General features: G+C 42.6%; 25 protein-coding genes and 1 pseudogene. 18 read left to right on the forward strand and 8 right to left on the reverse strand.

The window, feature by feature from the left end; genetic code table 11:
• Positions 1-75: 75 nt before the first annotated feature.
• From ODU50_RS01660 to ODU50_RS01680, 5 genes are all read left to right on the forward strand, one after another.
• Complete coding sequence (locus ODU50_RS01660) at positions 76-1,449, forward strand: acetyl-CoA carboxylase biotin carboxylase subunit (RefSeq protein ID WP_105153501.1); 1,374 nt, start codon at positions 76-78, stop codon at positions 1,447-1,449.
• Between the two features lie 14 nt (positions 1,450-1,463).
• On the forward strand, positions 1,464-2,330 hold the full coding sequence (gene accD / locus ODU50_RS01665; protein ID WP_105153500.1) for an acetyl-CoA carboxylase, carboxyltransferase subunit beta: 867 nt from the start codon (positions 1,464-1,466) through the stop codon (positions 2,328-2,330).
• Positions 2,327-3,100 carry an acetyl-CoA carboxylase carboxyl transferase subunit alpha gene (locus ODU50_RS01670; RefSeq protein WP_105153499.1) on the forward strand — a complete coding sequence of 258 codons (774 nt, stop codon included), beginning with the start codon at positions 2,327-2,329 and terminating at the stop codon, positions 3,098-3,100. Before accD ends, ODU50_RS01670 begins: the two co-directional genes overlap by 4 nt.
• Positions 3,101-3,164: 64 nt before the next feature.
• Complete coding sequence (locus tag ODU50_RS01675) at positions 3,165-3,638, forward strand: GNAT family N-acetyltransferase (protein ID WP_105153498.1); 474 nt, start codon at positions 3,165-3,167, stop codon at positions 3,636-3,638.
• A complete protein-coding gene (locus ODU50_RS01680; protein WP_044758912.1) occupies positions 3,631-4,263 on the forward strand; it encodes a hypothetical protein in 633 nt (210 codons plus the stop codon). The genes ODU50_RS01675 and ODU50_RS01680 overlap by 8 nt, the downstream gene beginning before the upstream one ends.
• A gap of 58 nt (positions 4,264-4,321) precedes the next feature.
• On the opposite strand, the gene serS is transcribed toward ODU50_RS01680, so the two are convergent.
• The 6 genes from serS to ODU50_RS01710 all read right to left on the reverse strand — a co-directional run bounded on the left by serS (position 4,322) and on the right by ODU50_RS01710 (position 10,040).
• On the reverse strand, positions 4,322-5,596 hold the full coding sequence (serS, locus tag ODU50_RS01685; RefSeq protein WP_024395410.1) for a serine--tRNA ligase: 1,275 nt from the start codon (positions 5,594-5,596) through the stop codon (positions 4,322-4,324).
• A 216-nt stretch (positions 5,597-5,812) separates the two neighbouring features.
• Positions 5,813-6,184 (reverse strand): DUF956 family protein, encoded by a 372-nt coding sequence (locus ODU50_RS01690; RefSeq protein WP_012027688.1) that lies wholly within the window; start codon positions 6,182-6,184, stop codon positions 5,813-5,815.
• A gap of 59 nt (positions 6,185-6,243) precedes the next feature.
• Positions 6,244-7,155, reverse strand: a complete 912-nt coding sequence (locus tag ODU50_RS01695) for a PTS system mannose/fructose/sorbose family transporter subunit IID (protein ID WP_024408274.1) — start codon at positions 7,153-7,155, stop codon at positions 6,244-6,246.
• Between the two features lie 17 nt (positions 7,156-7,172).
• A complete protein-coding gene (locus ODU50_RS01700; RefSeq protein WP_009910688.1) occupies positions 7,173-7,982 on the reverse strand; it encodes a PTS mannose/fructose/sorbose transporter subunit IIC in 810 nt (269 codons plus the stop codon).
• A 31-nt stretch (positions 7,983-8,013) separates the two neighbouring features.
• On the reverse strand, positions 8,014-9,006 hold the full coding sequence (locus tag ODU50_RS01705) for a PTS sugar transporter subunit IIB (protein WP_012775315.1): 993 nt from the start codon (positions 9,004-9,006) through the stop codon (positions 8,014-8,016).
• A 221-nt stretch (positions 9,007-9,227) separates the two neighbouring features.
• Complete coding sequence (locus ODU50_RS01710) at positions 9,228-10,040, reverse strand: Cof-type HAD-IIB family hydrolase (protein WP_024395413.1); 813 nt, start codon at positions 10,038-10,040, stop codon at positions 9,228-9,230.
• Between the two features lie 346 nt (positions 10,041-10,386).
• Between ODU50_RS01710 and ODU50_RS01715 the strand changes: the two genes are divergently transcribed.
• On the forward strand, positions 10,387-11,847 hold the full coding sequence (locus ODU50_RS01715) for an NCS2 family permease (protein WP_024414516.1): 1,461 nt from the start codon (positions 10,387-10,389) through the stop codon (positions 11,845-11,847).
• Positions 11,848-12,202: 355 nt separating this feature from the next.
• Here the strand turns inward: ODU50_RS01715 and ODU50_RS01720 are convergent, their stop codons facing one another.
• Positions 12,203-12,574 (reverse strand): MerR family transcriptional regulator, encoded by a 372-nt coding sequence (locus tag ODU50_RS01720; protein WP_024412957.1) that lies wholly within the window; start codon positions 12,572-12,574, stop codon positions 12,203-12,205.
• A gap of 104 nt (positions 12,575-12,678) precedes the next feature.
• Here ODU50_RS01720 and ODU50_RS01725 point away from each other — a divergent pair, with 104 nt between their 5' ends.
• Positions 12,679-13,092, forward strand: coding sequence for a carboxymuconolactone decarboxylase family protein (locus ODU50_RS01725; protein WP_024412958.1), 414 nt, complete (start codon positions 12,679-12,681; stop codon positions 13,090-13,092).
• Positions 13,093-13,204: 112 nt separating this feature from the next.
• Here ODU50_RS01725 and ODU50_RS01730 read toward each other — a convergent pair.
• Positions 13,205-13,936: pseudogene (locus ODU50_RS01730) on the reverse strand (5-methyltetrahydropteroyltriglutamate--homocysteine S-methyltransferase); the annotation flags it as partial.
• 379 nt (positions 13,937-14,315) lie between these two features.
• Between ODU50_RS01730 and ODU50_RS01735 the strand changes: the two are divergent.
• From ODU50_RS01735 to ODU50_RS01785, 11 genes are all read left to right on the forward strand, one after another.
• A complete protein-coding gene (locus tag ODU50_RS01735) occupies positions 14,316-15,005 on the forward strand; it encodes a gamma-glutamyl-gamma-aminobutyrate hydrolase family protein (protein ID WP_105153497.1) in 690 nt (229 codons plus the stop codon).
• Positions 15,006-15,156: 151 nt separating this feature from the next.
• Entirely contained in the window at positions 15,157-16,014 is an 858-nt protein-coding gene (locus ODU50_RS01740; RefSeq protein WP_105153496.1) for a MetQ/NlpA family ABC transporter substrate-binding protein, read from the forward strand.
• A 156-nt stretch (positions 16,015-16,170) separates the two neighbouring features.
• The gene (locus ODU50_RS01745; RefSeq protein ID WP_105153495.1) at positions 16,171-17,538 is read left to right on the forward strand and encodes a M20/M25/M40 family metallo-hydrolase; all 1,368 of its coding nucleotides are present in this window, start codon (positions 16,171-16,173) and stop codon (positions 17,536-17,538) included.
• Entirely contained in the window at positions 17,531-18,595 is a 1,065-nt protein-coding gene (locus ODU50_RS01750; protein ID WP_203181231.1) for a methionine ABC transporter ATP-binding protein, read from the forward strand. Before ODU50_RS01745 ends, ODU50_RS01750 begins: the two co-directional genes overlap by 8 nt.
• Positions 18,596-19,288 (forward strand): methionine ABC transporter permease, encoded by a 693-nt coding sequence (locus ODU50_RS01755; RefSeq protein ID WP_105121257.1) that lies wholly within the window; start codon positions 18,596-18,598, stop codon positions 19,286-19,288.
• A 182-nt stretch (positions 19,289-19,470) separates the two neighbouring features.
• Positions 19,471-20,175 carry a B3/4 domain-containing protein gene (locus ODU50_RS01760; protein WP_203181230.1) on the forward strand — a complete coding sequence of 235 codons (705 nt, stop codon included), beginning with the start codon at positions 19,471-19,473 and terminating at the stop codon, positions 20,173-20,175.
• Between the two features lie 314 nt (positions 20,176-20,489).
• Complete coding sequence (locus ODU50_RS01765) at positions 20,490-20,861, forward strand: GFA family protein (protein ID WP_029172794.1); 372 nt, start codon at positions 20,490-20,492, stop codon at positions 20,859-20,861.
• Positions 20,862-20,896: 35 nt separating this feature from the next.
• Positions 20,897-21,814: a glycine--tRNA ligase subunit alpha gene (gene glyQ, locus ODU50_RS01770; RefSeq protein WP_029172793.1), complete on the forward strand. Its 918-nt coding sequence runs from the start codon at positions 20,897-20,899 to the stop codon at positions 21,812-21,814.
• Positions 21,814-23,850, forward strand: coding sequence for a glycine--tRNA ligase subunit beta (gene glyS, locus ODU50_RS01775; protein ID WP_105153492.1), 2,037 nt, complete (start codon positions 21,814-21,816; stop codon positions 23,848-23,850). The genes glyQ and glyS overlap by 1 nt, the downstream gene beginning before the upstream one ends.
• Positions 23,851-23,879: 29 nt before the next feature.
• Positions 23,880-24,293, forward strand: coding sequence for a hypothetical protein (locus ODU50_RS01780; RefSeq protein ID WP_141669227.1), 414 nt, complete (start codon positions 23,880-23,882; stop codon positions 24,291-24,293).
• Between the two features lie 18 nt (positions 24,294-24,311).
• Positions 24,312-24,569, forward strand: coding sequence for a DUF896 family protein (locus tag ODU50_RS01785; RefSeq protein WP_002942632.1), 258 nt, complete (start codon positions 24,312-24,314; stop codon positions 24,567-24,569).
• Positions 24,570-24,618: the final 49 nt, after the last annotated feature.

The raw sequence follows: 24,618 nt of genomic DNA on the forward strand, positions 1-24,618 counted from the left end.
TTATTTTGCAAACTAGTTAAGGGCTGAGCTTGTGATAAATAATTATTCTATATTAAAAAGGAGATAGGATTCATCATGTTTGAGAAGATTTTGATTGCCAATCGTGGTGAGATTGCAGTGCGGATTATTCGTGCGGCCAGGGAGTTGGGGATTGCGACGGTGGCTGTCTATTCAGAGGCTGACAAGGAAGCCCTCCACACTATGTTGGCAGATGAGGCTGTCTGTATCGGACCTGCTCGTTCGACAGACTCCTATCTCAATATGCAGGCGGTCATCTCGGCGGCTGTTGTGACAGGTGCCCAGGCTATTCACCCTGGCTTTGGATTTTTGAGTGAAAACTCCAAATTCGCCACCCTCTGTGAAGAGGTTGGTATCAAATTTATCGGTCCTTCTGGGACGGTTATGGATACCATGGGCGATAAAATCAATGCTCGGTCGGAGATGATTAAGGCTCAAGTGCCTGTTATTCCAGGATCAGACGGCGAAGTCTTGACCAGCCAAGAAGCCCTTGAAATCGCTGAAAAGATTGGCTATCCTGTCATGCTCAAGGCATCGGCAGGTGGTGGCGGTAAGGGGATTCGTAAGGTGGAAAAAGCTGAAGACCTAGTGCCTGCCTTTGAATCAGCTTCCAGTGAAGCCAAGGCAGCTTTTGGCAACGGTGCCATGTATATGGAGCGTGTCGTCTATCCAGCCCGCCACATCGAAGTACAGATTTTGGCAGACCAACACGGTCATGTCATCCATCTGGGAGAACGGGATTGTTCCCTTCAACGCAACAACCAGAAGGTCTTGGAAGAAGCTCCGTCTATCGCCATTGGTCAAACCATGCGGGAACGTATCGGTCAAGCAGCGGTGCGGGCTGCCCAGTCAGTTGGTTATGAAAATGCGGGGACTATTGAGTTCCTTTTGGACGAAGCCAAGGGCGAATTTTACTTCATGGAAATGAACACACGGGTGCAGGTGGAACATCCAGTTACCGAATTTGTGACCGGTGTGGATATTGTCAAGGAGCAAATCAAGATTGCGGCTGGTCAGGAACTCAGCGTCTGCCAAGAAGATGTGCAGATTACAGGCCATGCCATTGAATGCCGCATCAATGCTGAAAATCCAGCCTTCAATTTTGCCCCAAGTCCAGGTAAGATTTCCAATCTCTACCTACCAAGTGGTGGCGTTGGCTTGCGTGTGGACTCGGCAGTTTATCCAGGCTACACCATTCCGCCTTACTATGATTCTATGATTGCCAAGGTTATCGTGCATGGGGAAAATCGCTTTGAAGCCCTGATGAAGATGCAGCGAGCCCTCTACGAATTGGAAATTGACGGAGTGGTGACCAATACTGACTTCCAGCTAGACTTGATTTCCGACAAGCGTGTAGTGGCTGGTGATTACGACACCGCCTACCTCATGGAAGAATTTTTACCCCGCTATCAAGAAGAACTGAAAAAGTAAACTAGGAGAGAAGTATGGCTTTGTTTCGCAAAAAGGACAAATATATCCGCATCAATCCAAATCGTTCGCGGATAGAGTCAGCACCTCAAGCAAAGCCAGAGGTGCCAGATGAACTCTTTTCCAAATGTCCAGCTTGTAAGGAAATCCTCTACAAGAAGGATTTGGGACCAGAGAAAACCTGTCAACACTGTTCCTATAATTTCCGGATTACAGCTCAGGAACGCTTGGTTTTGACAGTGGATGAAGGCTCGTTTGAGGAATTGTTTACAGGGATTGAAACCAAAAATCCCTTGGATTTCCCTAATTATTTGGAAAAATTGGCAGCCACCCGTCAAAAGACAGGCTTGGATGAGGCTGTTTTGACAGGCAAGGCGACAATCAGCGGACAACAAGTTGCCCTTGGAATCATGGATTCTCACTTTATTATGGCTTCAATGGGAACGGTGGTCGGTGAGAAAATTACCCGCCTCTTTGAACTGGCTACTGAAGAGAAATTGCCAGTCGTCCTTTTTACCGCATCTGGCGGTGCTCGGATGCAGGAAGGCATCATGAGCCTGATGCAAATGGCCAAGATTTCGGCAGCTGTGAAATGCCACTCAAATGCTGGGCTCTTTTACCTGACGGTCTTGACAGACCCCACAACAGGAGGTGTGACAGCTAGTTTTGCCATGGAAGGCGATATTATCCTAGCTGAACCGCAGACCTTGGTTGGTTTTGCTGGACGACGGGTTATTGAGTCAACCGTTCGGGAAAATCTGCCTGACGATTTCCAGAAGGCTGAATTTTTACAAGAACACGGCTTTGTTGACGCTATTGTCAAACGTCAGGACTTGCCTGCGACCATCAGTCGCTTGCTGAGAATGCATGGAGGTGTTAGATGACCAGTGATGTAGCACGTATGATCCGTTTGGCACGTGACCAGGCTCGCCTGACCACCTTGGACTATGCCACACAGCTCTTTGATGACTTTATCGAATTGCACGGCGATCGCAATTTCCGTGATGACGAAGCTGTAGTGGGTGGCATCGGCTTTCTAGCAGGTCAGCCTGTGACAGTCATCGGTATCCAAAAAGGCAAGAACCTCCAGGATAACCTCAAACGCAACTTTGGGCAGCCCCATCCTGAAGGCTACCGCAAGGCCCTTCGCCTCATGAAGCAGGCGGAGAAGTTTGGTCGTCCCGTTGTCACCTTTATCAATACCGCTGGAGCCTATCCAGGCGTCGGTGCTGAGGAGCGTGGACAGGGCGAGGCCATTGCCCGCAACCTCATGGAGATGAGCGACCTCAAGGTGCCTATTATCGCCATTATTATCGGCGAGGGAGGTTCTGGTGGAGCCCTTGCCCTAGCAGTCGCAGATCAGGTCTGGATGCTGGAAAACTCCATGTACGCCGTCCTCAGCCCTGAAGGTTTCGCCTCTATCCTCTGGAAAGACGGCAGTCGGGCCATGGAAGCGGCAGAACTCATGAAGATCACTTCTTATGAGTTGGAGAAGCTCCAAGTGGTCGATCGGGTTGTTTTGGAAAATGGCAGAGCGACCAAGCAAGTCTTGTCTGACATCAAGGAAAACCTCGTTAGCCAGTTGGCTCAGTTACAAGCCTTGCCACTTGATAAATTGCTCGAAAACCGCTATCAACGCTTTAGAAAATACTAGGAAGACCTAGTATTTTTTCGCTAGATTTGATACAATGGATAAAATAGTTTTCAGGAGGTTTTCCATGTTAGTAAAAGCAGATCTATCAAACGCAGAAGAATTATTGCCCATTCAACACCGAGCATTTGCAGCCTTGTATGAAACCTATCAGGACCAATACAACCCTGCCATTGAAACTATGGACTACTTCCAATCACGGTTTGCACGACCAAATTGCAACTACTACAAGATTGTCGAAGAGGTTCAGACAGTCGGACTGGTACGAACAACGGTCGCTGAAGATGCAGACCAGGGCTGGCTAGGTCTGATTGGCATTGACCCAGACCACAGAGGAAAAGGCTATGGTCATAAGGCCATGTTAGAGTTAGAACAACTCTATCCGACAGTCAAGCGGTGGGTACTCTGTACGGTTTTACAGGAGCCTAGATTGGTCGCTTTCTACGAAAGTCTAGGCTATAAGGCTATCAAAACCGAGCCTGAGCAGGAAGGCATGGATATGGTCTATATGGAGAAGTGGATAGGAGGTTCAGATGCTTGAACAGTGTCATAGATACTTGGATTATCAAGGAGTTCATTATTGCAAGCCTGAAAAGGCAGGAGCTTCGGTAAGCGACATGACAACCTTAAGAAACTTAGCACAGGCAGCACGCAAGGAGTTTCAGACATTAAGTTTAGCCTTAGCTGAGCAAGTCAGTCCCTTTGTGCCAGAAAGAGTTAGTCAATGGATGAACCAAGCCCAGATTTGCAGACCGCATTTTTGGACCTATTACCGCCTACCCTCTGCTAGTCCGTCGGCCCCAGCTTTCGCCATTCGTCTGTATGGTAAGGGAGCTGAAGCGGGGATTTCAGTAGAAGTTAGCTTCATTGAGCGAAAGAAGGTAGAGACCTCTCTTTTTCAGCAAAACCGTGTGCTGAACTGCCCGATTCAGGCACCACTTTATTACTGGGTGCAAGAGGGAAAGGTATTTTATCGCTTGGATGGAACTGAGGAGAATAGGCAGATTTTACTAGAAGCCGTCGAAGCAGGACGCGTTCGAAAAGTACTGGTCAAGTATGATGTACCATTTAGAACGACTGCCTCTGAAGAGGAGCTGCGAAAACGCTTGACTAACGGCTTTTCTCTACTAGAACCTTATCTGAATATGACAAAACCCACCGAATAATCAGTGGGTTAATGGCAGACAAGCATCGTCATGATGTTTGTTTTTTTCTTGGGATAGGTTATGGCTTAATCACATCAACCCCACCCATGTATGGACGGAGAACTTCTGGAATGGTGACAGAACCATCTTCGTTTTGGTAGTTTTCAAGGATGGCAGCCACTGTACGGCCAACTGCTAGACCAGAGCCGTTAAGGGTGTGGAGCAATTTAACCTTGCCATCAGCAGCATCGCGGTAGCGGATTTGGGCACGACGAGCTTGGAAATCCTCGGTATTTGAACAGCTTGAGATTTCACGGTAGGCATTTTGGGCAGGAATCCAGACTTCCAAGTCATAGGTCTTAGCAGCTGAGAATCCCATATCACCTGTACAGAGGGCCAAAACGCGGTAAGGCAAGCCTAGCTTTTGGAGAATATTCTCTGCGTTTGCGGTCATTTTTTCCAATTCATCATAAGATTGCTCTGGTGTGGCAAATTTGACCATTTCAACCTTGTGGAATTGGTGGAGGCGTATAAGACCACGGGTGTCACGACCAGCAGAACCAGCTTCAGAACGGAAAGATGGGCTCATGGCTGTGAAGTAGATTGGCAGGTCTTTTTCTTCCAAAATCTCGTTGCGGTAGTAGTTGGTCAATGGCACTTCCGCAGTTGGGATGAGGACGAAGTTAGTGTCTGCCAACTCAAAAGTATCTTCCTTGAACTTTGGATACTGACCAGTACCAAACATAGAGTCGTGGTTGACCATGTAAGGTGTGATGATTTCCTGATAACCTTCTGCGATATGCTCGTCTAACATGAAGTTGTAGAGGGCACGTTCTAAGCGAGCACCCAAGTTCTTGTAGAAGAGGAAGCGGGCACCAGTTACTTTTGCGCCACGTTCCCAGTCCAGAATATCTAGGTCTTCACCCAAATCCCAGTGAGCTTTTGGCTCGAAAGTGAATTCACGTGGTGTGCCCCAGCGGCGAACTTCCACGTTTTCTTCTTCGTCTGCACCAACAGGGACAGAGTCGTGCGGCGTATTTGGAAGAACTGCAAGAATGGCATTTAGTTTTTCATCAATTTCCAAGAGTTCAGCATCCAAGTTTTTTACATCGGCAGACAGTTTTTGCATGGCAGCAATCTTGTCGTCAGCATTTTCCTTGTTGCGTTTTGCTTGGGCAATCTCTGCTGAAACTGTGTTACGTTCAGCTTTTAATTCTTCTACAGTAACCAAGATTTCACGGCGTTTTGCATCCAATTCCTTGATGTCTGCCAAGGTTTCGGCAGCCACACCACGAGTAGCTAATTTGGCAGCCACTCCGTCAAAATCTGTACGAATACGTTTGATATCTAGCATAGATGTCTCCTTTAGAATAAAAAACACAGAATGAGAGATGCTGGAGCGATATTTACCGCGGTTCCATCCAGCTTCACATTCTGTGCACTTGATTGTATTTTGATAATTTCATAACGGTAGAATTTCACAACTTTTTCCTATCTGCTCACAGCGACCGCAGACTTTCTGGAAGGAGCCAGATGCTACTTATCCGTTTCTACTATTATACTTGAATTTTTATTTTTTGGCAAATAGATTCGAAATTTTTCTGCCGATTGTTTGCATAAGAGTCGGTAATTTCACAACTTTTTCATTGCCAATATGCTCACGAGCAATTTTAAGAATCTTACCAGAATCTTTAGATGCAAACAAGAATCGACTTTTCTCTGTATAAATTTCAAAATGACGGCTGATTGCTTTGCCAGAAACGTTTGCGCCAATGCTAGTCATTTCTGACCAAGGAATCTGGATATAACGCTCAACGTTGCTATCTGGGTAGAATTCAAGTGCCTTGTCACCAATTAGAAATTTACCAACCTTGCCACCAAAGCCCATGTAGGAAACCCCTGTGGTTTGTAGTTCAACGCTTGTATTTTGTGATTGTGCCATAGTGCTCTCTCCCTAGATATTCATTATATCATAAAACCCCGCAAGAGCGGGGTCCTTGATTACATAATGTTGAAGAAACGAGCAAGAATACCTACGATGAAGAGACCGATAATCATTGTGATTGGTGTTACTTTCTTCTTAAGCAAGTGCATGCAGAGGAAAGTAAGGAGAAGTCCCATCAAACCAGGAATCAAGCTGTCCAACTGACCTTGTAATGTTTGAGCTTGAGTTGGTTCAAGGCTAAGTCCGCTAAGAGCTTGACCAAGAATACCTTTCAACTCAGCACCAGTAACAGTACCTTCTGGGAAGACGATGTAAGCACCTTCTGACAATTGTTTAGCAGGAAGATTTACAGCGAAAGTAATAGATACCCAGCGTTGAACAAGAACGGCAAGGATGAACATACCAAGGATTGAAGCACCTTTAGTGATGTCTTGAAGGATACCACCAGACATGTCTTTAGTGATTTCGCTACCAGCCTTGTAACCAAATTCTTGTGTATACCATAGAAAGGCCATACGGATTGCGTTCCAACCAAGGAAGAAGATGATTGGTCCCATGATATTCCCAGATTGTGCAAGTGAAGCACCAAGAGCACCAAGGATTGGACGAACAGTAAACCAGAAGACTGGGTCACCGATACCAGCAAGAGGTCCCATCATACCGATTTTCACACCTTGGATAGCTGTGTCATCGATTTCAGCACCATTAGCACGCTCTTCTTCAAGGGCAAGAGTTACACCAAGGATTGGTGAAGCAACGTATGGGTGTGTGTTGAAGAATTCCAAGTGGCGCTCAAGAGCAGCAGCTTGATCTTCTTTTTTAGTGTAAAGTTTTTTGATAGCTGGGATCATTGCATAAGCCCAACCTAAGTTTTGCATACGCTCATAGTTCCATGAACCTTGAAGGAAGGTTGAACGCCACCAAACTTTTTTACGATCGCTTACGGAAAGTTGAATTTTTTCTGACATGATGAATCTCCCTTCTCTTAGTAGTCTTCAAGGATGTCGCCGATTGGGTCGTTAGATGAAGCACCACCGTTACCTGATCCGCCTTGTTTTGACAAGTTGAGGTAGATAAGCGCGATTGCAACACCGATAACACCAAGTGCGATAAGTGTCAATTTACTGATAGCAGCAAATGCAAAACCAAGTGCGAAGAATGGCCATACTTCACGAGTTGCCATCATGTTGATAACCATAGCATAACCTACGGCAACAACCATACCACCACCAACGGCCATACCACCTGACAACCAAGCTGGCATAGATTCAAGAACTGCTTGAACAGCTTCTGCAGGAATTGCAAGAAGAAGAGCCGCAGGAACTGCGATACGCAAACCTTGAAGGAGAAGAGCAAACAAGTGGTAACGTTCTACAGCAGCGAAGTTTGCATCTTTAGCAGCATTGTCAGCACCGTGTACAAGACCGACTGAGATAGTACGAACGATCATTGTAAGGAAAAGACCAGCTACGGCAAGAGGGATAGCAGTTGTTGTTGCAACGGCAATACCTTCAGTTGAGAAGTCGCCACCTTTGATCATGATGATTGCAGCAGCTACAGAAGCAAGAGCAGCGTCAGGAGCAACAGCTGCACCAATGTTCGCCCAACCAAGTGCAATCATTTGTAGAGAACCACCAAGCATAACACCTGCAGCCAAGTTACCAGTTACAAGACCGATAAGGGTACAAGCTACCAATGGTTGATGGAATTGGAATTCGTCAAGGATACCTTCAAGACCAGCGAAGAAGGCAACGATGACAACGAGAATTGCAGAAATAAGTGTAATATCTGACATGTTGTAATCCTTTCTATACTAACAGATCGATTTATTGAACGTTTGCCTTGTTGATAAGTTCAAACAAGTCTTTCTTCGAATCGTTTGGTACTTTACGCACATCAAATTCAACGCCGAGGTCACGCAATTTTTCAAAGGTTGCAACGTCATCTTTGTCCATTGACAATACGTTGTTAACCATTGTTTTACCAGTTGAGTGAGCCATAGAACCAACGTTCAATTCTTTGATTTCAACACCACCTTCAATTGCTTCAAGAGCTTCTTGAGGAGTTTCGAAAAGAATCAAGGCGTGAGTGTTACCGAATCGAGGGTCTTTAGAAACCTCAATCAATTTCTTGATTGGGACAACGTTCGCTTTTACGTTACCAGGTGCAGCTTGTTTGATGAGTTGTTTACGCAATTCATCTTTGGCAACTGTATCTGATGCAACGATGATACGATCTGCTTTGGAAGCAGGAGTCCAACCAGTCGCCACTTGACCGTGCAAGAGACGAGTGTCGATACGGGCTAAGTTGATTTTCAACTTGCCATCACCGATAACAGTACCTGGAGGGATAGCACCTTGTAGTGCAACAGGAGCAGCATCGGCAACAGGAGCAGCTTCAGCTGGTTGAAGTTCTTCTGGAAGAACTTTGATACCATCTTTTGCTTCCTTGATAATGTTTGCCGCAACTTCTTCCACGCCAGCAGCAGCGTTAATCATACGCTCTGTGTAAGCTTGGATAAGCATTGGCAAGTTTAGACCAGTGATGATAGCAAACTTACGATCTGGATTTTCACCAGCTACACGGCTCGCTTGGTTGAATGGTGAACCACTCCAAAGGTCAGCCAAAACCAAAACTTCATCATCGGCATCGAATGCGTCCACGGCAGCATTTAGCTTAGCGTATAAATCATCTGGACCTTCACTTGGCATAAAAGTAACAACTTGTACTTTTTCTTGTTCGCCAAAGATCATTGAACCTGACTGATGAATACCAGCAGCAAATTCGCCATGACTTGCAATAATGATTCCAATACTCATTATTGATCCTCCTAAATTTTTCTTGTTCATGTAAAAACCATTGAATGGGCTTTCATGTTCGAACTATACCATTATAAAACGTTTTCAGTACATTTGTCAAGTAGGTTTGTGTTAAAAGTGCAAAATATTTCCGAAACTTTTCATAATCGTGTTTCAGAAAAGTGATAAAAATATGCAACGAATATGACAAAAACCTGACAGTTTATCAGGTTTTTTGAAGTCTATAAAAATAGGTTTTCTAGTTCACGTGCGACACCATCTTCAAAATTAGCAAATGCTGTCAATCTGTCGGCATGTGGACGAAGTGTATCGCTACAATTTTTCATGGCATAGGCTGTTCCTGCTAGGTCTAGCATCTCAACATCGTTATGCTCATCGCCGAAGGCAATTAAGTCGCTAGGAGAGGCTTGGTAGAGGTTAAGAACATAGCTCAGAGCGGTTGCCTTATTGACACCTTTTGCACAAGTTTCGAGGATATTTAATGGTCCACCCCACGTATTGATTTCTAATTCATCTTTGAAATAGGCATTCATTTCTTTTGCAAGTTCATACTTATCAGTTGCACGAGTTTGCATAAGGATGGAATGAGGATCACTGGTAATTAACTCAGGTCTGATGAGTGTATCTGGTGTAATCTGTTCAACCCCCATCAGAGCCGGATCAATCTTGTCTAAGTTCTTTTGAGTGATATAGAATTTATTCTTGTATTCACCGGCAATAAAATCTGCCTCGAATGTTTCTTCTTCTTTTAGAAATTCTAGTAGGTATTTTTTGTCAATTAAAATATTTTGTTCCCATTGCCATTTCTTTCCAGGGATATGAACTAAAGAACCGTTGAAATTAATCATGGGAGTATCCAGTTCTAGTTGGTGGTAATATTTTTCAGCCATTCGATAGGGGCGACCTGTGGCGATAAGAACGGTGTGTCCTGCTTGGCGGACCTTCTTTATAGTTGAGATGGTATAATCAGATAATTGACTATCATTATTGAGCAATGTGCCGTCCAAATCGATAGCAATGATTTTTTTCTTCATATTTAATGGCATTCCTTTCTAGATTCGTTATACTAGTTTTTAATAGTGAATAGTGTTTAGGTAGTAGCTAGACTGCTGAGAAATTGTTTTATGTGTCAAAGAATAGTACTTGTAGGTAACCATATCTTGAACTAATAATTTCCAGTATAACAAAAGGAGATAATAAAAGCAAAGAAGCAATAAATTTTTTATAGATCGTCCGCAACTTTTCAATGTTCGTTATTTACGAATGTTAAAGACTGAAAATCAATGAAATAACGCTTTCAAGATTAAAAAACTTGAAATTAGAATGTTTTTTGATTATAATGTTTTTATCGTTCGTAAATTAAAAGGAGAAATGAAAAATATGGATCAATTTTTTAAATTGAAAGAACATGGAACGACTGTTTCTACAGAAATCATGGCAGGACTTACGACTTTCTTTGCCATGTCCTATATTTTGTTCGTTAACCCGAGCGTATTGAGTGTGGCAGGTATGCCGACTCAGGCAGTCTTTTTAGCGACTATTATTGCGAGTGCTGTATCAACGCTTGTTATGGGATTATTTGCTAACGTACCTTACGCCTTGGCACCAGGCATGGGGTTGAATGCCTTCTTTACCTATACAGTGGTTATCGGTCTTGGTTTTACTTGGCAAGAAGCTTTGGCAATGGTTTTCCTCTGCGGTTTGTTTAACGTTTTTATTACCGTTACAAAGGTTCGTAAGAGCATTATTAAGGCGATTCCGATTAGCTTGCAACATGCCATCGGTGGAGGTATCGGGGTTTTCGTTGCCTATCTTGGTTTTAAAAACTCTAATTTAATTACCTTCTTGACATCTGGTTCAGATATTATTACTGTAAATGGTGTTGCTCCGGCAGATGCAACAGCCGAAACATTCTCAAATGGTGTTTTCTCTGTTTTTGCAGGTGGAGGTGTTGTTCCATCTATTTCAACTTTTACTGAACCAAGTGTTCTCTTGACAGTGTTCGGTCTCCTCTTGACAGCTGTTTTGGTTATTAAGAACGTGCGTGGTGCAATTTTGATTGGTATTATTGCAACAACTGTAGCTGGAATTCCAGCAGGTGTTGTGGATCTGTCTACAATTGATTTTGCAAACAACAATATCGGTACAGCCTTTGCGGAGCTTGGGACGACTTTCTTAGCAGCTTTTGGTGGTCTATCTTCGCTCTTTGCTGACTCAAGCCGTCTACCACTTGTTTTGATGACTATCTTTGCATTCAGCTTGTCAGATACCTTTGACACACTTGGTACATTTATCGGTACAGGTCGTAAGACTGGTATTTTCTCAGAAGAAGATGAGAAAGCTCTCGAAAATGGTACAGGCTTTAACTCTAAGATGGACAAGGCGCTCTTTGCAGATGCGATTGGTACTTCAATCGGTGCACTATTTGGTACTTCAAATACAACGACATATGTTGAATCGGCTGCAGGTATCTCTGCAGGTGGTCGTACTGGTCTGACAGCTGTTACAACAGCGGTTCTCTTCCTTCTTTCAATTCTTATCTTGCCATTTATCGGTATTGTACCAGCAGCGGCAACTGCTCCAGCTTTGATTATTGTCGGTGTCATGATGGTTTCATCATTCCTAGATGTGGATTGGAGCCAATTCGAAGATGCTCTTCCAGCCTTCTTTGCAGCCTTCTTCATGGCGCTTTGCTTCTCAATCTCATACGGTATTGCAGCAGCATTTATCTTCTATTGTTTGGTAAAAGTTTCAACAGGTAAGGCTAAAGAAATTCACCCAATCCTTTGGGGTGCTACAGCTCTATTTATTCTGAACTTCATCATTCTAGCCATCTTGTAATCTGTTTATTATCCTTGAACTGATTTTCATTTGAAGGTCAGTTTTTTTATTATGTGACTTTTAGTCCGTCACGCTCCGTAAGGTGCGTGACAAATAAACCACCCGCTATGCGGGTGCGCGACGAAGGTTATACCAAAAAACTCCAAACGCGATACAATAAAGGTGTTCAAGCCTATTGTAAAGCGAGAGGAGAAAAGTATGGCACAAAAGGCACATAGTTTATCACATACAAAGTGGGCTTGAGATATAATAGGGATACAGAGAAAAAAGCTTGATAATTCGGGGCTTTCAGCACTGTATCCCTATTTTAAGAATCATATTTTTTCACGCACTCAATGTAACAGATCTTATCGAATTACAAGTTATGTTTTGTCGTATTTTTAATAGATTGCTGATAGAACTCAATTTTATCATCTAAATTTTGAAGATACTCAGTCCATTTTAGTTGCTGTTCTAAAACATAATTCCTGTGTAATTGGAGAATTTGTAATCGTTCAGGCATTGTAATCGAGCCAACATATCGTAACTCGGAATAATGTTGAATATCTTTGATAAGCATTCCTGTTTCTTTCAGCCGTCTTATAAATTTTATCCACTCTATATCGCTTTCTTTATAATATCTTCTACCATTTTTGTCTCTATCTACTTTGAGTAATCCTTTTTTTTCGTAGTAACGAAGGGTGCTTGCCGGAAGATTTGTTTTATTTGCAATTTCGCCTATTTTCATTGCAGATGACTCCTTTCCTAATTTTTAAAATTCATAAGTAAAAGAACTTGACTTAAACTAAGGTTTAAGTAGTATAGTTATATTATAAAAGAAAAAAGAGGTGAATTCAAGTGAAAAGTAAACGATTTGAAATAGGTTTAGAACAATTACAAAAAATTGATGGTGTGAGTGGCGAAAAAGTTATACAAACATTAGAAGATATTGCTCCAGATTTAGGAGAATATATTATCGAATTTGCATTTGGAGATATTTATAGTAGACAAGGACTTTCTTTGCAAGAAAGAGAAATGATAACTATCACAAGTTTATTGACATTAGGAGGGTGCGAACCACAATTAGAAGTTCATATTAATGGATCCTTAAATGTGGGAATATCTCCAGAAAAAATTATTGAGACATTTATTCAGTGCATTCCGTATGTGGGTTTTCCAAAAGTCTTAAATGCTACATTCGTTGCAAAAAAAATCTTTTCTGAAAGGAATCTTACTTTAGGTAGTAACACAAACGACGGGCGGTAATATATCACTAATAAAAAATAAAGGAGCTATGTGGAATGAAATAACGAGTGATTTTTCACTGATTTTTTGCTGAAAAACCAAAAATCATAATTTTTGAAAGAGGACTATTTACGCCAAAGTAGGTTTGGATAAGGACTTGCAAGCCTTTCTTATCAGCCAAGAGGGTTTGGTAGATGTTTAGGAACAGGGCTTTTTCTTCAGCAGTCAAATCCTTGACCAAGCTAGGCTCGTCCAACTGGATTTTTTCAGCGCCAAGTTCTGCCAATTTTGCAAATACTTGTCCGTAGGCAGCAACCAAACTATCTGCTACATCTTCAGCTTTCACACCTTCTTCAAAGTCAGTTAATTGTAAGAGCGTGAATGGACCAATCAAAACTGGACGAGTTGTGATACCCAAGTCCTTTGCTTCTTGGAATTCATCGAAAATCTTATGACCGGCTAGTTTGATTTCTGTGTCTTTTTCAATAGCTGGAACGATATAGTGGTAGTTAGTATTGAACCATTTTTTCATCGGTCTAGCACGAACGTCCCCTTTTTCTCCTTGATAACCACGTGCAAGAGCGAAGTATTTTTCAAGGTCAGTCAAGTCAAGTTCTTGAACTGCTTTAGGTACGATGTTGAAGAGTACTGCTGCATCCAAAACATTGTCATAATGAGAGAAGTCGTTGCTTGGAATCTCAGTAATGCCTGCTTCTTTAACAATATTCCAATGTTTAGCGCGCAATTCTTTGGCAGCAAGCAAAAGTTCTTCCTGTGGAATTTCATTTCTAAAGTATTTTTCAGTGATAAATTTTAGTTCACGGTGTTCTCCGATACGTGGGAAGCCGATAATAGTAGTAGTCATGTTTTTTCCTCCAAAATATTTCTATGCCCCTATCCTAACAGAAAAAACGACTCTTGTATAATTGTAAAAAAATAGAGGGAGTTATAACTTTTGACTATAACAGATTGAAAGAGAGCTACTTTTTTGATATTTCTTCTATATAAAAGCTTGAAAAAACGCCTGTTTATCAAGCTTGACTTTTTTATGCTGGCTCCAGTATAGTTTTTTCTTAAGCGTGGTATAGATTTTATCTATGAAACTGCTAAAGGCAAACTCTTGTTTATGAGCAATTGTTTATAGGTAGTTCTGATAGTTATTTTTTATCAAGCCATAAAACTTCTATATTAGACAGGGCTAGGTAGCCATGCTACAATTGAAAAAATGAAAGAAAGGGGCTTTTATGGGAAAAGTTATCATTGGAATTTCAGGAAACGAGCAAGAATTTCCAACTAAATCTGGTAGAACTTATGTAACCGTTGCGAGTGAATTGGCAGATGGTGTTCGTCAGGCAGGTGGTGTACCAATGGTTATTCCTATGGGAACTCCTGACTTAGCCAAGGACTATATCAACATGATTGATAAGTTGATTTTATCAGGCGGTCAGCATGTAGACCCAAGTCTATACGGGCAAGAGCGCTTGATTGATAGTAATGATTACCTCTTGGAACGTGATGCATTTGAGTTAGCTTTGATTGAAGAGGCCCTTCGGCAAGGAAAACCTATTTTTGCAGTCTGCCGAGGGATGCAGTTGCTGAATGTTGCTCTAGGTGGAAGCTTGGAACAAGAGGTGGCTCATCATTGGCAAGAAGGTATTGCGGGGACATCCCATCGTTTACAAGTGAAACCTAAAAGCCGAATCGGTCAACTGTTTACCCAAGGGAGCCCTATTAATTCCTTCCATCAGCAACGAATCAAAGAATTGGCTCCAGGACTGGTGGCGACAGGTTTGGATCCTAGAGATGGCATGATAGAAGCTTATGAAAGTAGAGGGAACCAAGCTTTGTTTGGTATCCAATGGCATCCAGAATTTTTGTACAATGATTGTAAGCAACATCGAGACCTGTTTCAGTATTTAGTAGATATATTTTAAGAGGGGTATCCCTCTTTTTATTATCAATACTTATAATTGCAAGGGTATTTGTTATAACGAAAAGTTATAACTTTCTATAAAAAAAGTCAATTAGTCAGAAAGAAAATTCTGTGTTAAGATAGATACAGTTCTAATTTAAGGAGATCATTTTATGAAATTAAAAAAATTGTTTAGTTTGGCAACAGCTGCTTTATCAGTAGGTGTACTTGCTGCATGTGGTAGCTCGTCTTCTAGCTCTTCATCTGATTCTTCAGCAACAACTGTTCGTGTGGGTGTGATGAGTTTGAGCGATTCTGAGCAAGCTCGTTGGGATAAAGTTCAAAAAATTCTTGGTGATGAAGTGAAATTGGAGTTCACTCAATTTACAGATTACTCACAACCAAACAAGGCAGTTGCTGAAAATGAAGTAGACATCAACGCATTCCAGCACTACAACTTCTTGAATAACTGGAATCAAGAAAATGGTGAAGACTTGGTTGCTATTGCGGATACTTATATCGCACCAATCCGTCTTTACTCAGGTACAGCTGATGGAAAAAACAAGTACACTAAAGTGGAAGAAATTCCAGATGGTGCAGAAATTGCGGTTCCAAACGACCCAACAAACGAAAGTCGTGCTCTTTACCTTCTTCAAGCAGCTGGTTTGATCAAGGTTGGTGTATCTGGTACAGAATTGGCAACTATTGCTGACATTACTGAAAACAAGAAGAACTTGAAGATCACTGAGTTGGATGCAAGCCAAACAGCAAGCTCACTTAGCTCAGTTGATGCAGCAGTTGTAAACAACACATTTGTGTTGGAAGCTGGTTTGGATTACAAAAATGCCCTTTACAAAGAGCAAAAAGATGAAAATTCAAAACAGTGGTACAACTTGATTGCAGCTCGTAGCGATTGGGAAAAATCAAAGCAAGCAGCAGCGATTAAGAAAATTATCGAAGCCTACCACACGGATGAAGTGAAAAAAGTTATTGAAGAGACTTCAGACGGTATGGATGAGCCAGTTTGGTAAAATGTAAATAGGTCGAGGACTGGACAAAGTTGTTCAGCCCTCTATCTGTTTTTATAGAGATAAGAAAAAATCTCTTAACTAAAGTCAGATATGTGGGAGAATATTTGATTTTGGTTAGTAGATTTGATTGATTTTTATTGAGTATGAGGAGAAAGTATGGCAGATAGTAAAGTTCAAGCATTTGAAAATGATGCGATTATTCAAACTTATTTTGAGAAGTTGAAGGTCTTGATTTCAAAGAAATCTATTTTTGCTCAGCAGATTGGTTTGTTGGATGTGGCGACTTACTTGAAAGATATGTTTGAAGAAGCTGGTGCAGAGGTTGTTTTGGATGATAGTTATGCAGCACCCTTTGTCATGGCTAAGTTTAAGGCTTCGGTGCCAGATGCTAAAACATTGATTTTCTACAATCATTATGATACAGTACCTGCAGATGCCGATCAGGTCTGGGAGAAGGGCAACCCCTTTGAATTGACCATTTCCGATGGCTATATCTATGGTCGCGGGGTAGATGATGATAAGGGCCATATCACAGCTCGTCTGTCGGCCTTGAAAAAATATCAGGCTAGACAGAATGGCCATTTACCAGTCAATGTGATTTTTATTATGGAAGGGGCAGAAGAGTCAGCTTCTGTCGACTTGGACAAATACCTTTCAAAATATAAAGAACATTTGATCGGTGCTGATTTACTTGTCTGGGAGCAGGGGCATCGCAATAGTCTACATCAGCTAGAAATTGCTGGGGGAAATAAGGGAATTGTGACCTTTGATCTTCAGGTTAAATCAGCTGACTTGGATATTCATTCTTCCTATGGTGGTGTCATTGATTCGGCAAGCTGGTATTTATTATCAGCACTTCAATCCATGCGGGCTGCAGATGGACGAATCCTGGTAGATGGCATTTACGAGCAAGTGCAAGAGACAAATGAGCGTGAATTGGCCTTGGTGGAGGAATTTGCACTGGCGACCAGTCAGTCTATGAAAGACGTTTATGGCTTGACTCTTCCAACCTTGGTAGAAGATCGTCGTGAGTTTCTGAAGCGTTTGTATTTTGAGCCATCTATTACCATTGAAGGCTTGTCAACTGGCTATCTTGGTCAAGGTGTCAAGACCATCATACCAGCTCAGGCTTCTGCTAAGATGGAAGTTCGTCTGGTGCCTGGGTTGGAGCCGCATGATGTATTAGATAAGATTCGTAAGCATTTGGACAAGCATGGTTTTGAAAAAGTTGAGGTTATCTTCACTTTGGGGGAAATGAGCTACCGAAGTGACATGTCTCATCCTGCCATTGTCAATGTGATTGAGTTGGCTAAAAAGTTGACGCCAGAAGGAGTTGCTGTCTTGCCGACGTCTCCGGGGACAGGACCTATGCACACAGTCTTTCATGCTCTAGGTGTGCCGATTGCAGGATTTGGTCTAGGAAATGCCAACAGTCGTGACCATGCCGGTGATGAAAATGTCAGCATCGCTGACTACTATAGCCATGTTGAATTAGTAGAGGAGTTAATTGCAAGTTATGAGTAAGGAAATGATTAAGCTGGATAATATTGATGTAACCTTCCAGCAGAAAAAACGGACCATCGAAGCGGTAAAGGATGTGACCATCCATATCAATCAAGGGGATATTTACGGTATCGTAGGTTATTCTGGAGCAGGGAAATCTACCCTTGTTCGAGTGATTAATTTATTGCAGGTGCCGACAGCGGGTAAAATTACTATCGATGAGGATGTGATTTACGAGGGAGAAAAGGTCACACTTACTCCAGCTCAATTGCGGAGCAAACGCCGTGAAATCGGCATGATTTTCCAGCATTTCAATCTGATGACTCAAATGACGGCAGAAGAAAACGTAGCCTTTGCTCTTAAGCATTCGGGTTTGAGCAAGGAAGAGAAGAAAGAAAAAGTTGCTAAGTTGTTGGACTTGGTTGGACTTTCTGACCGTGCTGAAAACTATCCAGCTCAGCTGTCTGGTGGTCAAAAACAACGTGTTGCCATTGCCCGTGCATTGGCCAATGACCCTAAAATCTTGATTTCTGATGAGTCTACTTCTGCCTTGGATCCGAAAACGACTAAGCAGATTTTGGCACTTTTGCAGGAATTGAATGAAAAATTGGGCTTGACCATTGTTATGATTACCCATGAGATGCAGATTGTAAAAGACATTTGTAACCGTGTGGCTGTTATGCAGGATGGTCACTTGATCGAAGAAGGTTCCGTTTTAGAAATCTTCTCTCATCCAAAAGAAGAATTGACACAGGACTTCATCAAAACAGCAACAGGAATTGATGAGGCCTTGGTGAAAATTTACCAGCAGGATATTGTTAAGAATTTGCCTGAGAATAGTATTTTAGTGCAACTCAAGTATGCTGGTTCCAACACGGATACGGCAATTGTCAATGATTTGTATAAATTCTATCAAGTATCTGCCAATATTCTTTATGGTAATATTGAAATTTTGGACCATACGCCAGTCGGTGAGATGGTAGTGATCTTATCAGGTGAACCTGGTCAGTTGCACCGTGCGATTGAGGCAGTGATGGAGGCGCGTGTGGAAGTGACGATTTTGAAAGGAGCGAACTAGATGTTAGAATGGATTCAAACGAATTTTCCAGATATTTATAAATTGGGCTGGGATGGTCAGACAGGTTGGTTAACACATTTTAATTTGACCCTCTATATGACCTTTGTTTCCTTTGCTTTTGGTGGCTTGATGGGCTTGGTTTCAGGTTTGTTCTTGGTCTTGACTGGTCCTCGGGGTGTCATTGAAAATAAGACGGTTTACTGGATTTTGGATAAGGTAGCTTCTATCTTCCGTGCCATTCCTTTCATTATTTTGTTGGCGGCCATTGCTCCTTTGACAAAAATTATTGTTGGGAAAACGATTGGTACGGAGGCAGCCTTGGTGCCGCTCGCCCTTTCAGTCTTTCCGTTCTTTGCCCGTCAGGTTGAAGTGGTCTTGTCAGAATTGGACCGTGGTGTTATCGAGGCGGCTCAGGCTTCAGGAGCGACGTTCTGGGATATTGTCCTTGTCTATCTGCGTGAGGGTCTGCCTGACTTGATTCGTGTGACGACCTTTGCCCTGGTTTCCTTGGTCGGCTATACTGCCATGGCAGGAGCTATCGGAGCAGGTGGTTTGGGACAAGTTGCCCTTTCCTACGGTTACTTGCGTTACAATGACGATGTGACCTTCCTTGCAACTTTCTTGATCTTGGTTATCATCTTTGCCATTCAGTTTATTGGTGATTTCTTGACCAGAAAGATTAGTCATAGATAGTAAGGAAATCAGGCATTTCGCATTTTGATTTATTAATTGCTTTTTTAATAGCAATATTATACAATGAAAGCAACCAAATATTTACTGCCACCGGGTAGTCATGCATCAGCATTTTATGAACATCGTTAGGTCTTTGAAGATGTTCATAGGGTGCTGATTTTGTATAAAAAAGGAGTAAGAATATGTCACAATTTGTTGTTGATCCATCTTTTTGGAGTCTATTTCCAGATGCAAAAATTGGAGTTCTATTATTGAAGGGGTATAAAACGCCATCAGAATCACCAGAAGATTTAGTGAAACTACTGGAAGAAAGTAATGAAATTGCCCAGAAATTTCTTACAGAAGATACTTTTAGTGAAAATGAAGTCATCCAAACGTATCGCCAAGCTTATCAAAAATTCAAAACTAAAAAAGGTGCACGTTCTAGTATTGAAGCACTTTTGAAGCGTTCCGCTAGTGACCGTCCAGTTTCGACAATCTCGCCCTTAGTGGATATTTATAATGCAGCAAGTTTGCGTTTTGGTCTTCCATGTGGTGCGGAAGATATAGATACTTTTGTAGGCGATTTACATTTAACAGTTACCGAGGGTGGAGATGAGTTCTATCTGATTGGAGATGAGGTCAATCAACCAACCTTGCCAGGTGAGGTATGTTATAAGGATGATAAAGGTGCGGTATGTCGCTGTTTCAACTGGCGTGATGGTGAGCGAACCATGATTACGGATGAGACAAAGAATGCTTTCTTGGTCATGGAGTTGGTCAATTCTGATAGAGTAGAAGATTTGGAAAATGCCTTTGATTTTATCAGTCAACAAGCAGAGAAATTCTTGGGAGTTGTACCTGAAAAATATCTACTAGATTGCGATACGCCTACTATGCCATTGTAATATTTGTAAGGAATATTGCGATTGGGAAATAGTGTTCCTTCTAGACAAACGCTGATTTTTCTGCTACAATACTAAGCATGAAAGAAGGTTGTTTCAAAAGCCTGTCTAGCGAGCTTGGGAGAGTGAAAGCCAAGCCAGTCTTGAAATAATTGGCGCTTTCCCAGTCGTGACCATGTCCGACTCAATCAGAATCATACAAATGAAGTAATAAATTAGGGTGGAACCGCGTTCTCGACGCCCCTAGTCGCAAGGCTTGGGTGTTGAAATTCGGTTCTTTTTGAATTTCGTCTAATACCTAAGTGGAAAGGAGTATCATGCTTAAAGGATCTTGTTTATGTAAAGCAGTCACCTACACTTTAGATGAAGAATTGTCGGAAATAGTTTTTTGCCATTGCTCATTCTGTAGGAAAGTAACTGCGTCAGCCTACACAGTTAATGCTAAAGTTAGCAGCAAAAACCTGGTATTGTATGGAAAAGAGAAGTTGGTTACTTATAGTTCATCTCCAGGGAAACAACGTTATTACTGCCAGAACTGTCACAGTCAAATTTTCACTACTCAAGAAAATATACCAGAAGTTTGTGCTTTGAAATTAGGAACAATAGATGAATGCGATCAGAATTTACAAACTGTTCCCAAACGTCATATTTTTCAGGATCCAGCTTTTTCTTGGTTGCTTGATAAATAAATTTAAAAAGATAATATAAATAAAAGGAGAAAACAATGTCTAAAAAATTAACGTTTCAAGAAATCATTTTAACCCTTCAACAGTTTTGGAATGAACAAGGTTGTATGTTGATGCAAGCCTATGATACGGAAAAAGGTGCGGGAACTATGAGTCCATATACTTTCTTGCGTGCGATCGGTCCTGAGCCTTGGAATGCGGCTTATGTTGAGCCAAGTCGTCGTCCTGCGGACGGTCGTTACGGGGAAAATCCAAACCGTTTGTATCAGCACCACCAATTCCAAGTGGTTATGAAGCCGTCGCCTTCTAATATCCAAGAACTCTACTTGGAATCTTTGGAGCGTTTGGGCATCAATCCTTTGGAGCACGACATTCGTTTCGTTGAGGACAACTGGGAAAATCCGTCAACAGGTTCAGCTGGTCTGGGCTGGGAAGTTTGGTTGGACGGTATGGAAATCACGCAGTTTACCTACTTCCAACAAGTCGGTGGCTTGGCGACAGGTCCAGTCACAGCTGAAGTAACCTATGGTTTGGAGCGTTTGGCTTCCTATATCCAAGAAGTTGACTCCGTTTATGACATCGAGTGGGCAGACGGCGTTAAATATGGCGAAATCTTTATCCAGCCAGAATATGAGCATTCAAAATACTCCTTTGAAGTATCAGACCAGGATATGCTCCTTGAAAACTTTACTAAGTTTGAAAAAGAAGCAGAGCGGGCTTTGGAAGAGGGATTGGTTCACCCAGCCTTTGACTATGTGCTCAAGTGTTCTCACACCTTTAACCTGCTGGATGCCCGCGGAGCCGTGTCTGTAACTGAGCGTGCAGGCTACATTGCCCGTATCCGTAACCTTGCCCGTGTCGTTGCCAAAACCTTTGTGGCAGAGCGTAAAAAATTAGGTTTCCCACTTTTAGATGAAGCAACACGAGCAGAATTGTTGAAGGAGGACGCAGAATAATGACAAAGAATTTACTTGTTGAACTTGGCTTGGAAGAAATTCCTGCCTACATCGTAACCCCAGCCATGCACCAGTTGCGTGACCGCATGGCAACCTTTTTGACAGACAACCGTTTGGCTTTTGACAGCATTGACGTCTTTTCAACGCCACGCCGTTTGGCTGTTCGTGTCCGTGGCTTAGCGGACCAGCAGACAGACCTGACCGAAGATTTCAAGGGTCCTGCTAAGAAGATTGCCTTGGACGCAGACGGAAACTTCACCAAGGCGGCAGAAGGATTTGTCCGTGGCAAAGGCCTGACGACAGCTGACATCGAATTCCGCGAGATCAAGGGTGAAGAGTATGTCTACGTGACTAAACATGAAGCTGGTCAGCCAGCTAAGGCAGTTTTGTCCGGCATTCCGGAGGTCTTGAAGGCTATGACCTTCCCAGTCAGCATGAATTGGGCCTCCAACAAATTCGCCTACATCCGCCCTGTCCACACCTTAACCGTTCTCTTGGACGACGAGGCATTGGATATGGATTTCTTGGATATTTCATCAGCTCGCATCAGCCGTGGTCATCGTTTTCTTGGAAATGAAACCGAGATTGCAAGTGCAGATTCTTACGAGGCTGACTTGCGTGCACAGTTTGTCATTACAGACCCCGCAGAGCGTCAAAATATGATTGTCGAGCAAATCAAGGCGATCGAGGACAAACACAATGTGACAGTCGAGATTGACCAAGACCTGCTCAATGAAGTTCTCAACCTAGTCGAGTACCCAACTGCCTTTATGGGCTCCTTTGATACCAAGTATTTGGAAGTACCAGAAGAAGTATTGGTGACTTCTATGAAAAATCACCAACGTTACTTCGTAGTGCGTGATAAGGCTGGCAAACTCTTGCCAAACTTCATCTCCGTCCGCAACGGTAACGACCAGCACATTGATAATGTCATCAAAGGAAATGAAAAAGTTTTGGTGGCACGTTTGGAAGATGGTGAGTTCTTCTGGCGTGAGGACCAAAAACTCAAGATTGCTGACTTGGTAGAACGCCTTAAAGTCGTAACCTTCCATGAGAAAATCGGCTCACTTTACGAGCACATGGAACGCACTAAAGTCATCGCAGAAAAATTGGCTGACTTGGCAGGCTTGTCTGCGGATGAAAAAGCGGATGTGGCACGTGCGGCGGACATCTACAAGTTTGACCTCTTGACGGGTATGGTTGGGGAGTTTGACGAATTGCAAGGGATCATGGGTGAGAAGTATGCCCTTCTTGCAGGGGAAAAACCTGCGGTAGCAGCAGCTATCCGTGAGCATTATCTTCCTAACTCTGCAGAAGGCGAATTGCCTGAAAGCAAGGTCGGTGCAGTCTTGGCACTGGCTGACAAGTTTGATACCCTTCTCTCCTTCTTCTCAGTTGGCTTGATTCCGTCTGGCTCAAACGACCCTTACGCTCTGCGTCGTGCGACACAGGGTATCGTGCGGATCTTGGAAGCATTTGGTTGGGAAATTCCATTGGATCAGTTGATTGCGGAGCTCTACAGCTTGAACTTTTCCAGCTTGACCTATGACAACCAGCCAGCTGTGATGGACTTTATCCGTGCTCGTGTAGAGAAGATGATGGATAAGGCGATTCCGAAAGACATCCGTGAGGCTGTACTTGCCAGCTCAACCTTTGTGGTCAGACTACAACTGGCAGCCAGCTCTGCTATTTTCCAAAAATCAAAAGAGGCTGACTATAAGGAAGCCGTGGAAAACTTGTCACGTGTCTTCAACTTGGCTGAAAAGGCGGAGGTGACTGCGATTGACGAGGCCCTCTTTGAAAATGACCAGGAAAAAGCCCTTGCTGCTGCAGTGGCAGGCTTGGAGCTGATAGAAGACATGGCAGGCAACTTGGACAAGCTCTTTGCTCTTAGCCCAGTCATCGCGGCCTTCTTCGACAATACCATGGTCATGGCAGATGATGCGGCAATCAAAGCCAACCGCTTGGCTCTACTGAAAGCCTTGGCGGATAAGGCAAGTGCTGTGGCGGTCTTCAATCTCTTGAATAGTAAGTAGGTAGTATGTCTCTTTTCAGAATTATAGAGTTGTATGTTATCATTCCTTTGCAAGCTTTTGTGCTGATTGTTCTTATGTTTTTCTTTATTCGTTGGATGTGGCGAACATCTAAGATAGAAAAGGGCAATGCTAAACCTGCTATTCGCAAAAAGTGTAAACAGAAACTTTGTACTGCTGAAACGCAAGGGCGTTTTATGAGGCAATTACGTTTTAAGAAGAATTATGTCTATGTTTATGCTTATGATGTGGATGGAAAAACCTATGAAATTTATGATGTTATTATTTATAGGATAGGTGAAGTTATTAAGTTAGGTCCAATTCCGGTTAGTTATACAGGAAAAAGACAATTAGAGAATGTTGATGTGGTGAGAATTGCCTATAATCCTCTGATACCACAGGAAGCGTATTTACCGGACAATCAAGGGAAGTGGACCGTGTTTTAAGAGATAAAAGGAGCTACTATGGAACAAGCAAAAATCGATCGGATCAATGAATTGGCTAAAAAGAAAAAAGCTGGTACCTTGACACCAGAGGAAAAAGTTGAACAGGCTCAGCTCAGGGAAGAATATATTGAGGGGTATCGTCGAGCAATCCGTCATCATATTGAGGGGATTAAACTGGTTGATGAAGATGGTAATGACGTGACGCCAGAGAAACTCCGTCAAGTCCAACGTGAAAAGGGCTTGCATGGCCGCAGTTTGGATGATCCCAATTCCTAAACTTACGTTACTAAAAAAACAAGTAAAAGACTAGGTTTTCTAGTCTTTT

Source organism: Streptococcus sp. 2020WUSS084, from assembly GCF_044427445.1.
In the GTDB taxonomy this organism is placed as follows: Bacteria; Bacillota; Bacilli; order Lactobacillales; family Streptococcaceae; genus Streptococcus; species Streptococcus suis.